Source organism: Pseudoalteromonas sp. P1-30, assembly GCF_001400005.1.
Taxonomy (GTDB): domain Bacteria; phylum Pseudomonadota; class Gammaproteobacteria; order Enterobacterales; family Alteromonadaceae; genus Pseudoalteromonas; species Pseudoalteromonas atlantica.
Window position 1 is genome coordinate 266,735 of record NZ_LKBC01000001.1, and the last position, 13,080, is coordinate 279,814.

13 protein-coding genes and 1 pseudogene are annotated in these 13,080 nt (G+C 37.5%); 3 read left to right on the forward strand and 11 right to left on the reverse strand.

The window, feature by feature from the left end; translation table 11 throughout:
- Positions 1-70 precede the first annotated feature (70 nt).
- From AN395_RS01165 to AN395_RS01180, 4 genes are read right to left on the reverse strand one after another with little or no spacing between them, the layout of a single operon-like run.
- Positions 71-1,402: a TniQ family protein gene (locus AN395_RS01165; RefSeq protein ID WP_157683937.1), complete on the reverse strand. Its 1,332-nt coding sequence runs from the start codon at positions 1,400-1,402 to the stop codon at positions 71-73.
- Positions 1,402-2,352, reverse strand: a complete 951-nt coding sequence (locus AN395_RS01170) for a TniB family NTP-binding protein (RefSeq protein WP_024032700.1) — start codon at positions 2,350-2,352, stop codon at positions 1,402-1,404. The genes AN395_RS01165 and AN395_RS01170 overlap by 1 nt, the downstream gene beginning before the upstream one ends.
- On the reverse strand, positions 2,346-4,373 hold the full coding sequence (locus AN395_RS01175) for a DDE-type integrase/transposase/recombinase (RefSeq protein WP_054981786.1): 2,028 nt from the start codon (positions 4,371-4,373) through the stop codon (positions 2,346-2,348). Before AN395_RS01175 ends, AN395_RS01170 begins: the two co-directional genes overlap by 7 nt.
- Complete coding sequence (locus tag AN395_RS01180; RefSeq protein ID WP_024032698.1) at positions 4,370-4,981, reverse strand: TnsA endonuclease N-terminal domain-containing protein; 612 nt, start codon at positions 4,979-4,981, stop codon at positions 4,370-4,372. The genes AN395_RS01175 and AN395_RS01180 overlap by 4 nt, the downstream gene beginning before the upstream one ends.
- A gap of 677 nt (positions 4,982-5,658) precedes the next feature.
- On the opposite strand from AN395_RS01180, the gene AN395_RS01185 reads away from it, so the two are divergent.
- Together AN395_RS01185 and AN395_RS01190 are read left to right on the forward strand one after the other, a co-directional pair.
- Positions 5,659-5,982 carry a hypothetical protein gene (locus AN395_RS01185; protein ID WP_054981787.1) on the forward strand — a complete coding sequence of 108 codons (324 nt, stop codon included), beginning with the start codon at positions 5,659-5,661 and terminating at the stop codon, positions 5,980-5,982.
- 352 nt (positions 5,983-6,334) lie between these two features.
- Positions 6,335-6,925 (forward strand): hypothetical protein, encoded by a 591-nt coding sequence (locus tag AN395_RS01190; RefSeq protein WP_054981788.1) that lies wholly within the window; start codon positions 6,335-6,337, stop codon positions 6,923-6,925.
- Between the two features lie 334 nt (positions 6,926-7,259).
- Here the strand turns inward: AN395_RS01190 and AN395_RS01195 are convergent, their stop codons facing one another.
- From AN395_RS01195 to AN395_RS01210, 5 genes and pseudogenes are all read right to left on the reverse strand, one after another.
- Entirely contained in the window at positions 7,260-7,844 is a 585-nt protein-coding gene (locus tag AN395_RS01195; RefSeq protein WP_054981789.1) for an NAD(P)H-dependent oxidoreductase, read from the reverse strand.
- 73 nt (positions 7,845-7,917) lie between these two features.
- The gene (locus AN395_RS01200) at positions 7,918-8,652 is read right to left on the reverse strand and encodes a type 1 glutamine amidotransferase domain-containing protein (protein WP_054981790.1); all 735 of its coding nucleotides are present in this window, start codon (positions 8,650-8,652) and stop codon (positions 7,918-7,920) included.
- Between the two features lie 40 nt (positions 8,653-8,692).
- Positions 8,693-8,971, reverse strand: a pseudogene (locus AN395_RS19780) (VOC family protein); the annotation flags it as partial.
- Between the two features lie 155 nt (positions 8,972-9,126).
- Complete coding sequence (locus AN395_RS01205; RefSeq protein ID WP_054981791.1) at positions 9,127-9,417, reverse strand: putative quinol monooxygenase; 291 nt, start codon at positions 9,415-9,417, stop codon at positions 9,127-9,129.
- A gap of 61 nt (positions 9,418-9,478) precedes the next feature.
- Complete coding sequence (locus AN395_RS01210) at positions 9,479-10,471, reverse strand: zinc-binding dehydrogenase (RefSeq protein WP_054981792.1); 993 nt, start codon at positions 10,469-10,471, stop codon at positions 9,479-9,481.
- Positions 10,472-10,572: 101 nt separating this feature from the next.
- Here AN395_RS01210 and AN395_RS01215 point away from each other — a divergent pair, with 101 nt between their 5' ends.
- Positions 10,573-11,466 (forward strand): LysR family transcriptional regulator, encoded by an 894-nt coding sequence (locus AN395_RS01215; protein ID WP_054981793.1) that lies wholly within the window; start codon positions 10,573-10,575, stop codon positions 11,464-11,466.
- Positions 11,467-11,690: 224 nt separating this feature from the next.
- On the opposite strand, the gene AN395_RS01220 is transcribed toward AN395_RS01215, so the two are convergent.
- Both AN395_RS01220 and AN395_RS01225 read right to left on the reverse strand, forming a co-directional pair.
- On the reverse strand, positions 11,691-12,251 hold the full coding sequence (locus tag AN395_RS01220) for a hypothetical protein (protein ID WP_054981794.1): 561 nt from the start codon (positions 12,249-12,251) through the stop codon (positions 11,691-11,693).
- A gap of 123 nt (positions 12,252-12,374) precedes the next feature.
- Positions 12,375-12,887, reverse strand: a complete 513-nt coding sequence (locus tag AN395_RS01225; protein WP_095206595.1) for a hypothetical protein — start codon at positions 12,885-12,887, stop codon at positions 12,375-12,377.
- Positions 12,888-13,080: the final 193 nt, after the last annotated feature.

Here is a 13,080-nt window from a genome sequence, read left to right on the forward strand (position 1 = left end):
TATTGTTATTAATAAAGCATAGACCGAGAACATGTCTCGGCCTAAAAATTAAAGTTGAAATTACAAAGTACTAAATGTCGAGTGATAGCTGTTTGTTTTGCGTTTTCGCCAACTTCAAAGTATCACAATTAAGTATACGTTTTGAATTATTGCCATGAATGTAAACGGGCCTGAGCTTACCGGTATTAATCAACCTCATTAGTTCTACCTTTGGTATACCGGTGACTTCAGCTACGTTTGCAACGGACATAGTTTTATCTCTTATAAGTTGAGTATGTAATTTACAAAAGGTATCGAATGCTTCAGGCAAAACGTGTATGGAATGCATTAAGTCTAATGAAGGTTTGTATGCTATTGATAATTCTTTATTTTTAGCAGCTATCAGTACATCAGTTATACAGATATTATGAAGAGCCATAAAGCGACGTAGCTCAGAAAGGGGGACGTAATCTTTATTGTGGCTGAACTCGGCTAAAAAGGTATAAACACCTGATATTTCAACGCGAGTATCTGTTCTTAAGGCCTTTTTTGAATCAGTTCTTATCAATCCAACTTCGACTAAAAGAGCGATTTGTTTAAACGTTACCCCAATTATAGAGGAGGCTGTTTGAGCTTCAAACCAAAGCTGAGTTATGGGAGCTTTTGAACGAATATACTCGCTATTATACATTTCATATAGTGTGGATAATGACCCCCATTCACATAGCAAATTCTGAACAATAATTTCAATTTTGTGAAACTCAATGTTCAACGGTAGATCTGTTGGTACACGTTTAGCCCTTTCACTTAAGAATACTCTAGCACTATCTGGGTTATTAAGAATATCAGCCGCTCTATTTAATAATGTGGAGGTAATCTCCTTTGGTGGGAAACTCGTTCGTGTATTACTATCGTCAACTATCACTTTAGCTATGAGGTATGCATCGTGGACTTGTTCAGGTGATTTTAATTGATTATTCAATGGTATATGCGTTAAGCGTAAGCCGCACAAAGGTGATGTGCAGCGGCCATTTAGAAGATTAATGGTAAATTGCAGCGGTGAATTGCAATGAGGGCATTCGGATAACAGGGCACACTCATGAATAATACAGTGTCGTAAAAATGGATTTTGCCACTGGGCCCTAAAATACCCATATTGGTTAACACAATCTGGACAAACTTGTGGCGTTAGCAATCTCGCATGTGTCCAGCACTTTATCTTTAATGATGATAAAGTGCGAGTTATAGGAATAAGGTGATCAAGGAGTTCTTTCTTTGTTGATCTACCTTTGATGATACTGGTTAGCATAGCCTTATTGAGTACGCGAGATTCTGATTGTATGCCATTTCTTTTAAGTAAACGAAGTACATAACCAATACCTGACTCCGCTTCATAGTAAGAGGGTTTTATTGGGAAACGCATTAGCATAACCCCGAATAGAACTGACTTCTAAGGTTTTTATCTTGCTCATTTAGATATGCATCTAATTGTTTTTTTGTTAAAAGTTCATAATCAAATGGATTGACAGCCCCAATTGCATATTTCTCAAAGTTTTCAAATAAGGCTTCTATAAGCTGATCATAGTTTTTTGCATTTCGTGTGTTATTACGTAAAAATAAATCGCGCATTGTACTCATGGTGTGCTCACTGTACGCAAGGTAAATACGATCAAGTAGCTCACTGTGCTCATCCTTTGTTAAATTTGGCAACCCAACTTGTTGAATGAACCAATTACAACAGGCAATCCAGTTTTTCGTTTTAGGAAGGATTGGCTTAATTTCAATGGGGCGCATTTGTCGACGAGACATCTGCTCGTCATCGTCAAATTTACCGGCGGTTCTACCAAATGTAATAAGGCGCTTAGCACTGCTTGTACCGGCGAAAATAATCGAACAACGGATCTTGTTGCTATCGATCAGATAGCAAAAATATTTAATAATTCGTTGAAACTCTATCCCATCATAACTTGAGGCAATATTCTGAATTTCATCAAGAATGATTAGCTCCACTTCTAGGTCTTTGAGAAGTGAGATAAGTTGGGCATCCAATTCAGCTGCAGTAGTGCGAGAGTTTTGTGTTGTTCCCTCTAGCTCTGAAATTAAAAATCGAGTTATCTCTGCAGTACTTTTTTTAAACTCCTTAAAAGCGACATAAAAGATTGGTTTTGTCGTTTTTTCTGGCTTAGTAACAGGTAAAAACTGAGCGTGATACTGCTTTAATATATACGTCTTGCCAGCACCCGAGGCACCATAAATAAGTTGAGCTCGTTTATCCTCTGAAGGTACGTGATACATATTGTGGATTTCCGCTATCCTCTGCCATATCTTCATTTGTATGTCACATGCGAAAATTGTACTGGGCATAGTTACCATTGTTTTTCATTTCCTTCATCATCATTATAACGGGTAGAGGCCATTTCTCTGGTTTTGCTCACTATCGTATCTGCGTAGGTATCTTGTTCACCTGAGTGCGATATCTGTGATTTAAGTTCATTCACTTTATGAGATTTTTTTATTCGCTCTACAATGGATAAGTTCTCTTTCGTATTTTTATTGAAAGACGCTACCTTCGGGCCCCTGTGCTGTTTGCGTTTGGGCTTTTGCTTTACGAATTCAGTTATTTCACCGACATAGTGACCAGTAGGAGTATGGGAGAAAGTTTCTGTATATATTCCGAGTTGGGTCAGAGTTTGATTGCCATTTAGTTCAGCAAAGCTGACTGGTAGTTTAGTATCATGATGGTCAATATTATCAGCCACTATTTCCACAGGATTGTTCTCGCCAAGCAGTGTTGCTTGAACTGTTACTTTTCTGGCATCTAGGTCGTCATGAAACACATAAACAGAGGGGTTTTCACCCAGCTCCATGTCTGTTTTAGTAGCCGCGTATAGTTGTTTTAGCTCATCACTGTAATAATCTTGACCTAAACATCTGATAGTTCCACGTTGCTGTAATTTATGTGAGGCCTGGGCTCTGGACACGTGGAAGCAATGTTGTAGCTGATCATATGTGAATGAAGGCATAGGCGTATCAATAATGGACTGATTCCATTTTTTGATAGGCGTATGGCCAGCCTGTTTATGGTGTTTGTGCATGTATTCTGTCAAAAATATATTCAGTAGCTTTGTAAAATCAGATACCTTTATATCCGCACGTTTAGCTAATGGAATTGTGTCGAGTGAGTTCGGGTTAGTACGTTTTCCTGAATAACTTTGAAATCCAATACTCGTCTCACCACTTTGCGTTTCAATCTTCATACCCGAAAAAAAGTGATCTCTTAACACATTAAAAAATGACTCAATGAATGGCTTCTTAGCAGGTTGATTTGATGGTGTATAATGAATATTTAACTCTAGTCGCTCCGCAGCCTTTTTTATCAAACGATTATTAAACCCTGGGCCATTATCCATAATCAATGTAGTCGGTTTACGTCCATTCATTGTAAGATTACTATCTGCCATAAATATTTGACGTAAAAGATTAAGCCCACCGGCAGAGTTTTCAGGTTCAAAGCTAAGCACCACAGAGATAGGTGCGCGTGTGTATACGTCTATTGCTACATACAAAGAAATAGGCGGTGTCGGAAGACCTGTTTTGTCGTCAATTAAACACATATTTAGCACAACACGGTCGCATTCAACGCGCTGCATTGCGTAATAGGTTTTTATTCGTTTACGTAGCGTTGTTAGTCGCTTATTGATTTCCGCTTGTGAAAGGCCTTTAAAATTAGCAAGTTTTTCGGCATCAGTAAGCTCTTGTAACCGGCGGTAAAAGGTGCGTTGTGATGCGATTTGAATCTCATTATTTTTCAAGCTAGCTTCTTGCGCTTCTCGTTTATAGTTACTGTAATATGCGCCTTTGAAAGCAGAGTTATTACACGAATAGACGGTAGCGATGTAGTGCTGTATGAAAGCCTCAGTGGCCGCATTTAGCCGTACAGGGCTATTGCGCTTCACTCCCGCAAGCGCCTCATCATTAAAATCTGATTGAACCCATACGCGCCAATGGCGACATACCGTTTTCCATTGCGGGTGTTTTGTGGCAATAGTTGCAGGATGTTGGCTCTCGACTCGTTTGATGAGCTCATCATATGTCTTCTTAGTTGTAGCAGGGTATCCTTCACTAACCAGTTCTTTCAAGATAGATTGATACATCAATCGTGATGTAACCGTTAACTTTTGATATTCTGTTAGTTCAATATGTGGATGCTGTGCCCTTCTTAATATAAAGCCTTGATCATCAATTGATTTCTCAAAGTCGTCTCGAGGTAATAGGCGCTTCTTAGTCTCTATACCATCACCGGAAAGGAGTATTGATGTACTGTCAACAAACGCAATAGATTCAACGTTACCGTACTTATTAGTCAAGTCAGTACCCGTAGCATATCCGATCATTTGAGGTGACCTCGCATCAATGTAGTAGAGGCGTTTAACGGCTTCTCCATATCGAATTTATATACATTTGATGCAATTAGTCCATAAGCCTCTGCCACTGGGTTTTTAGCTATACCCTCCAAGCATTCGATGAGTTCACCAAAGGTTAAATCTCCATCAGGCAGCATTGTTAATGGGAATGAATGCTCCGAGTAATACATTGTTATCAGATTAAGGTTCGCCATAAAGATAGTATTGAGCTTATCGACGATGATTAACCGTAAACCTATTTGTGCTTTTTTTCGGGTGTACTCATTAAAAAGATGAATTTTCGAGTGATACTCTTTATCAACCTGAGACTCATGATGAACTTCAATATATTCAGCGAAGCCAGAATGATATAGCACTAAGAAGTCGGGTGTATAGCGGTAAACTTTTTTGTCTATAGTCACTTCTATTTGCTCTGGTTGGGTGGCAAACAGCTTCACATTAGGGTCACATTCCAGTTTAAAAGCCAGGATCAGCTCCTGAAATGACTCGGGATTAAGTGCGCACTGATTTTTATGGGAGTAAAATCGTATAACAAATCGACCTCTGTGAACGTTAGCATTCGTCTTTGTAACGGTCATAATTTTACCTCCCAAAAAATAAATGTCTTTACACTATAGATAATGGGTGATAAATTAAAAGGTTTATCTTTAGAATAGTTGTTCTTGGTAAGCATTTTTACATTATTCCTTTCGTCATAATTAGGCTTATCAATCCTTGGAGCCACTGAAAATTTTGTTTTATTTTCAAGGGTTAATCTCACTTTAAAATTCAAAAGTTAAGTTCAATGTTTTTTCTACGAGCGAATTATTTATTCTCAAAAAAAATTTATCTTTAAAGTACTGTGAAGGTTTCTCGAGTTGTTTTTACCTTATCCAAACCGATTTTATGTTTGTGTTTAACATGACGTTGTTATGTTCAAGTAAAACACCCAAAGCGAAAGTAATATTCAGTGCTGCTCCTAAAAGCTTAAATTTAAAATTTCACACCTAGCCCCAGCAAGGTTGATGCTTTTCAAAAGGCAGTCGCTATGATTGCAGATATCGCAAAAATAGAGAAGGGTTAACTGGTCTGACCTCTTAGGTATCTTCTTTGAATCTGGTTTTAAAATTCAACAAAGTGCCAATAAAATTAATCCTGGGTTCATATATGCTTCATTATTTTTGTGTTTTTTTAAGAAAAAAGAGGTGGTGTTCTCGCTTATTAGGTTAAGGTTAATGGAGGCTTAAATTTTTTTATAAACAAGATGGAGTGATATATGAAACACAAGCCAGAGGGGTGGGTTGTTTTAACGTTTCAAACTATTGATAGCAAACCTTGCTATGTGTTGTTTTGTTCGTGGAAAAATGATGATGAATGGAGAGTAAGCTCAGGTTCAATGGTTCTACCCCACTTATCAGCCTGTGGGAATTATTGGATTTGGCCTCAAATATCAGGCTCTGTTTATGAGCTTCCCGTTGATGAAGAAAATGGCTATACCTTCTACACTGGTGCTGTATTAGATGAATTGTTAGTAAAAGGGTATCGCGATGGTACTAAGCTAAAGCGCATTGCACTTAAAGATATTATGGAAGATAAATAAGGCGATTATCGCCTTCTAATCTGTCTATTTTACTTTTAAAGGTCATGAGCTCTACATTACGGTAGATACCTAGGGGCTTTGGTAGGCAAAGATGAGAATCTGTATTATGTAAATGTTGCTAGTTTTACATTAAAAGCTAATAAATGAATACATTAAAAGCTAATAAATGAATACAGTAAAAGCTAATAAATGAATAGAGTATAGGTATAACTAATGCGCACTCCTTTAGTAATCCAGCCTAATAAAATTTGGCTAATATCCAATGAGGTTCTGCTTGCGTTGCCGAAGGAGTTGATATTCTGGCTTCATTAATCTTTAATAAGCACAAATATTACTTCACAAAGGATTACTTATGGGAAAGGAACTCGATATTTATAAATTGCACAAACCAGATAGAACATACGATATAATTGACCTAGATATCGTATCGATGGCAGACCAAATTGCCGAAGAAAATAACCTCAGTTATAAAGAAGCTGTAATATTAGCCAAGATTGGTTTTCCTAGCGGCAAAACTAAAATAGCGGATATAGTCAAAAACGGATTTAGCTGCAAAGTTGAAAAAGAAGCTTTAAAGCAAGCCTACGACGTAAACTTATTTACGAATTACCTTGTTTTGAACCAAAAAGCGTATATTGCCCTAGGGAACTATCTGCAAGTTTACGGGGAATTTATACCACTTAGGTGTGATAAAGAGCTAATTTTATTTAATCCTCTCGTTTTCGAAGAAGAAGACAAAACTCTAACTGAAAAGGCTTACCTGAATGGTATTGAGGATGGTCTCAAATCCTTATCATTTAAATCAGGCAAAAACCTTGTCTTTAAATCATGCATGCAGGGTGGGACCGCACTTTATTGCAATGCTGAGTTTAAATCTCTGGTTAATGAAAATAGCTTAAGCGGACTTTCTTTTAATAGTGATTTAGTCAGCATTTTTGCTTAAAAAGATAAGTGCATATTTTATTCATTGAACAGCATCACATGAATAAGTCTTAACTTAATCTGTCAGGTTTGGTTTTTAGTTTTGATCAAATCTGAGAGTCGCATATGTGCCATGAGCGGTCATTCACATAGCACTCGCTTACACCCCACGTTTTTTTAAAGCAAAAACTTCTTTTACTCTTTCTGAAAGTTATTGGGCGCCCATTGGTAACCTTCAACAGAGCTGTAATCAGCTGACTATCTAGGTAAAACACCATGTACGTAAGAACAAGGTGTTTTTATGAGGCATAAGGTCCATAGAGTAGAGCTATATACAAATACTTAACAATGCTAAATCAGATCTTAAGTGCTGCCCCTAAATGTAGTTTATATCGCTCCATATCGGCTTTTATTTGGGGATTTTTCATAACATCGCTACAAACAAAAGTTTCTAGTGGCTTCATTCCTAAAAACTGATTTGCTTTATGCACGGGTAAATACACACCATCTACCCCAGTCCCCTCAAAAAACTGCTCACTATCAATGAACGCATTTACTGGGGCATTCCACGTGACAGAAAGCATGTATTTTTTACCGTGAAGTAAGCCTCCAGATCCATACTGCTTTGAAATATCACTTCTAGACCTACCGTCGCTTTCATATAACTTACCGTGCCCTTTGGTAAACACCTCATCCATGTACTTTTTCACAGTCCAAGGAGGCCCCATCCACCATGCGGGCATCTGAAAGATTACCAAGTCAGCCCACAGCCATTTAGAAATTTCTTCATCGACATCATATCCTTTATCAATAGTTGTGTTACGAACATTACAGTTACTTTGTACAAAGAAGTTTTCAGCAAAGGCTGTGAGCGAATTGTTAAGCTCACCTTTAGAGTGAGCGAAACATTTACCGCCATTTAAAATTAAGATATTTTTCACTATGTACTACTACCCATTCTTTATTGAAATTCACTTAAAAACCTTGAATTGATAAGTGTCTGACATTAAATGCCTATTTGATGCCTTTTAATCCAGTTAGAATCTCTTCGCCCACTTTACGAGCTGATTGCGGGTTTTGACCAGTAATAACTCGCCTATCATTCACAACGTTTACCGTCCATGCAGCACCATAAATGTGCTTTGCACCTTTGGACATTAATGTATCCTGTAGTGAGAAAGGAACAACTTCTGTTAGCCCTACATTTGACTCTTCCTCGTTAGTAAATGCAGCTAATTTTTTTCCTTTAACGAGGTATTGTCCGTTACTAAGCTTTACGTCTGTAAGAGCTGCTGGGCCATGACAAATCGCGCTTACAATACCGCCTCGCTCATATATTGAAACAGTTAATTTATTGATACGTTCATTGTTCGAGAAGTCCCACATGGTACCGTGACCGCCTACATAAACTACTGCTTGATAATCTTCACTGTTTACATCTTCAATCGCTTTAGTATTTATAATTGAAGCCATGAGCTTTTTATCATTTATAAACCTAGCATTGTTTTCATCTGAAAAATCTAGACTTTTAGGGTCTATTGGGGCCATTCCACCATCAATACTAGCAACATCAACTCCAAAGCCTGCATCAGCAAGGACGTAATAAGGATGTGTTAACTCACCTAACCAAAAGCCAGTTTTCATATCTAACGAACCCATTTTATTGTGGCTAGTCAGTACGAAAAGGATTTTATCCGCAGCAAAACTTGGAGCCGCGAAAACTAGTGTCATTAATAATAAAATTTTCATACTATCTTTCTCATATAAATTAAACCAACCGATTTGTCGGTTACTTGTAAAATATGCTACAAACTTTCATTGTTAGGCATTGAAGCTCAAGTCTCAGTTTTTGGTAGCGGCTCACCATATGTAACAACTCGACGGAAATATTATCCGCAGAGCGTAAAAAAACCATTTGACCGTCTTGAGGAAATCGATTTACTTCAATGCCTAGTTCCTGTAAGTGAGCGCATGTCTCGTATATATTTTCAACTCTGTAGGCTATATGACCGAGGTTTCTTCCTGTATTTAGATACTCAGGCTCCAAGTTATAAGTAAGTTCAATTTGAGCGCTTTCATCACCTTGTGCAGCTAAAAGATAAGAGAAAACTTTGCTCCAAAGTAGTCTTTCCTTTTTAGAACTTTCAACCCAAGACCCTCATAGCAAAATCTTAGTGATGTTTTAATATCTGATATGCGGTGATATTTCATTTATCACAAGCCTTAAAACACACGAGCTGTTTTAATAACGACTGATAGCACTCTACCTTCTAAAGACGTTTGTAATTGAAGATAATGCGACAGTGTCTTATGTTGCTCTAAAGTATCTATGTCACGCCACATTTCAATTAATGTGATTCTTTGTGACCCATTAACATCAGGGAAAACATCATAACGCTCGCATCCATCTTCAAGAATACTGTCACTCGAACATTCATAAATTGCATTTAATACGGTGCTGTAATGTTGTGTTTCACATAGAATATCCACAACGACCATTACTTCATTGTCCATTTTGAACCTTTATCTTGGTTTATAAGGCTGCTTACACAGCCTTTAATTAAATAGCAGAAATTTAACGCTCGATTACGACTTTACCTGTGGCTAACCCTGACTCTAGACGAGAGTGAGCAGCTTTAACTCCATCCAAAGTGAAAGGGAAAACACTATCAATCAAAGGTTTAACTTGGCCTTTATCTACAAGCCCAGCAAGTCGGCGTAGAATGTCACCGTGAGTATCTCTATCGATATTGTGAATAATCGAAATCGCCATAAATACAAGATCTAACCTAAGAGCCTTAAAGTGCATTTCAGTTAAGTTATAATCAGCATAACCAATTGTAGAGATAACATGCCCCTTCAGTTTTGCAGCGATTAATGAGTTTTGTAAAACGGGCCCGCCCACTGTATCAAATACCGTATCGAAGCCTTGACCATTGGTTAGTCGTTCAACATATTCCTTTGGCTCTTCTGTAGGGAATAGAACCGTTTCATCTGCGCCTAATTGTTTTGCAGTTTCTGCGCGAGCTTCATCTGCAACAGTCGTTGTAACATGTGCACCTAGTGCTTTTGCAAGCTGAAGACCAATGTGGCCTACGCCACCTGTACCACCATGAACCAACACTCTATCGCTCGGCTGGATTTCAGCTCGACCAATAATTGCTTCCCATGCTGTAATTGCTACTAAAGGCAAGCTAGCCGCCTCACCAAAACTAAGCGTTTTAGGTTTATGTGCTAATAATACAGCGTCAGCTTCAACCTTATCTGCAAGAGTACCCGGAATGCCAACGATACCGCCGACACAACCGTATACTTCATCACCAATTTTAAAGTTAGTTACACCTTCACCTACTTCACTGATTACGCCCGATACATCCATGTGAAGGATTGCTGGATAAGTCATACCAGCAGTGCCTTCACTGCCTTGACGGATTTTAGTATCAACAGGGTTAACACTTGTCGCTTTTACATCTATTACGACGTGACCGCGTTTTGGTTTTGGCGCATCAACTTCGATTTCATGTAAAACATTAACGTCACCATGACCATTAATAGCTATTGCTTTCATAATAATTTCCTCTTTGTTATTGACGAAAGTGATGTTATCAACATAATTAACAACCAAAAACACACTAAAAGTTTAATGATTAATTCCAAAAGGTTGATAATTTGATTGATTCAATAGAAGAACTAAAGATATTCAGTACGATTTTTGAACTTAAATCTATTCGAATGGCTGCTGATGCTCACAACCTAACGGCTGCAGCAGTGAGTAAAAGGTTGATAGCGCTCGAAAACAGACTGAGTGCTAAATTATTTTATAGAACAACACGGACCCTTAGTCCGACATTTACGGGTGAGAAGCTATATAACCATGCGCAAAGACTTTTAAGTATTAGCGATGAGATTGAACATGACCTCGACCCAACAAATACGTTAAAAGGAAAAATAAAAATAACTGCGTCAGCTTCTTTTACGCAAAGCTATTTATTACCTGTGATTAGCAGCTTTTTAGAAAGTTACCCGCAAGTTAATATTGAAATCATTTCTACAGATAGTTTAGTTAATTTAACTGAACAAGGTGTTGATTTGGCAATTAGACATGGCCCTTCGCGAGATTCATCATTAATTGGTCAAAAGCTATCTGATACAAAGAGAATATTATGTGCAACGCCGAGTTATTTAGAAAAAAAAGGAGTACCACAATCACCTGAATATTTAACTGATCATAGTTTATTAACCGTTGGGAATGAAACTAACTGGTCATTCATTAGAGAAAGTGAACGAAAAACAGTTAAGTTAAACCCCAGCTTTTCTTCTAGCTTAGGGGACAGCGTTTTGGGTATGGTGGAATTAGATCATGGTATTGCACTCTTGTCAGATTGGCATATTAAAGAACGTGTTGAAAAAGGGCGCTTAAAGGTTATTTTAGAAGATTGGGAGTGTGACCCATCAATTTCAATTAATCTATTATATCCGTCTAGGAAAAACCAATCGATAATAGTTAGGAACTTCATTGACCACTTGAAAGAATGGATAAAAAGCAATCCCCTTTCAAAATAGACTTAACTTCTTAGGGTTTTCACTACAGTTAACTTCATCTGGTAGTAAATTAGCTAACTCCACCTAGAGCCATTTACCAAACTTTAAAAAAGAGCAAGATATAAATTACACTTTATAGTGGTTTGGAGTATGTGTTTAGTGGATAAAATACTTTATATCCGAAGGGGGCTATGTGCCAACAGCGGACAGTCGTAACCATAGTCACTTGTTAGCCTTTAATTTTACTACCATTTTACGATGCCACGGGTAACTTTTATACCGCCCATCAATGTGGAACCACCATAATCTTTTGCAAGACGTAGCAATGTGTTATGAAAACCTAAATTTGGAAATGCTAATTCGACTTCTTTTATAGCCGATTTATTAAGGCCTTTGCGAATAAGTCCCTTAGATGCATCAATCCAGTCAGCCTTACGGCAGGCTTCGATAATATTTTGATGTTGCCCTTTATAAGAAAAAATTTTATGGTGCCAATGAATACCACCTCGAAGAACCTCAGGGTCTAACCCCCACTCATACTTTTGATTATCTTCTAACGCAACGGTTTCCGATGGCTCTAAATATGCCAATTCATGATCTGTCCATAGTCCTATATCATGATAAACAAAAATGGTTTCCACTAAACGTTCCAATTTGGGGTCATTACCTAGAAAATGCATAGCGTAAGTTATAGTGCGATATACATGGTTTCGATAACTAGGAAAATCTTTACCGATTATGTCTTTATAACGTGAAAAGAGCTCTTCAACATTAGCTCGCTCTAATTTAATTTCAATCTCTGCCATTATTGACACTCCTTAACAATATTTTAAAGGCTAACGCCTCGCTAACGGGCGCACAAATAGTTGGCTAAAATTAGCGAAGAATGAGCGCAAGCCAACTGTTTTGCGTCCACTTTGAGCGACTTGTTAGGCATCGATTTCATCTTTACTATCGTCTATCTTCTCTAATGCATAATCGAGTTCGAATTTGACTTCACTCTCAATACGTATGGCAAGAAATATCACCATTACTACTAGTTTTTCTTTGATAAATAACCGCGAATATTTTTCAGCTAGTCCAGCAGGTCGGTCTGGGTTATTAGAAATAATGTCCTGAATGCCTTCACGATCCTCTGCTACAAAACTATCATAAAAACTTTTAACATCCGATGAATCGAGTTTGAAATTAGCTCTATGAGCAAATTTGTTTCTTATACTTGTTATAGAATTTATAGGTTTATATATTTCTTCATCTAAACCCATTGCAACTGCAAGTTTTACTTTATTAGAAAAATCTATACTCATCTTATCTAGGTAGTCATGATTAGGGACGACTAGCGATAAAAAATGATCTACATATTGCTCAATAAGGATATGTGCTCTTACAACTGCACCAAGCTCATCTTCATTTAATAAAATATTCAACATTTTATCGAGCAACGCCGATTCTCCTCAAGATGCCTAACAATTTAATAGTGCGCTCATCGCGCATATTTCTGCCGACTTAACGCTCATTTATCTACTTTATTTAGTTTTAACAAATAACATAAAGCATTACTACCACTAAGTTTTTTAAAGCTTTAAAGTAAAGTTTAATAGAACAATATGCGCGCGTCGCTTATTTTCATGAATA

Coding starts and splice junctions, on each gene's coding strand:
- AN395_RS01165 (WP_157683937.1), bottom strand. CDS start 1,402: ATGCGTTTCCCAATAAAACCCTCTTACTATGAAGCGGAGTCAGGTATT.
- AN395_RS01170 (WP_024032700.1), bottom strand. CDS start 2,352: ATGGTAACTATGCCCAGTACAATTTTCGCATGTGACATACAAATGAAG.
- AN395_RS01175 (WP_054981786.1), bottom strand. CDS start 4,373: ATGATCGGATATGCTACGGGTACTGACTTGACTAATAAGTACGGTAAC.
- AN395_RS01180 (WP_024032698.1), bottom strand. CDS start 4,981: ATGACCGTTACAAAGACGAATGCTAACGTTCACAGAGGTCGATTTGTT.
- AN395_RS01185 (WP_054981787.1), top strand. CDS start 5,659: ATGAAACACAAGCCAGAGGGGTGGGTTGTTTTAACGTTTCAAACTATT.
- AN395_RS01190 (WP_054981788.1), top strand. CDS start 6,335: ATGGGAAAGGAACTCGATATTTATAAATTGCACAAACCAGATAGAACA.
- AN395_RS01200 (WP_054981790.1), bottom strand. CDS start 8,652: ATGAAAATTTTATTATTAATGACACTAGTTTTCGCGGCTCCAAGTTTT.
- AN395_RS01205 (WP_054981791.1), bottom strand. CDS start 9,417: ATGGACAATGAAGTAATGGTCGTTGTGGATATTCTATGTGAAACACAA.
- AN395_RS01210 (WP_054981792.1), bottom strand. CDS start 10,471: ATGAAAGCAATAGCTATTAATGGTCATGGTGACGTTAATGTTTTACAT.
- AN395_RS01220 (WP_054981794.1), bottom strand. CDS start 12,251: ATGGCAGAGATTGAAATTAAATTAGAGCGAGCTAATGTTGAAGAGCTC.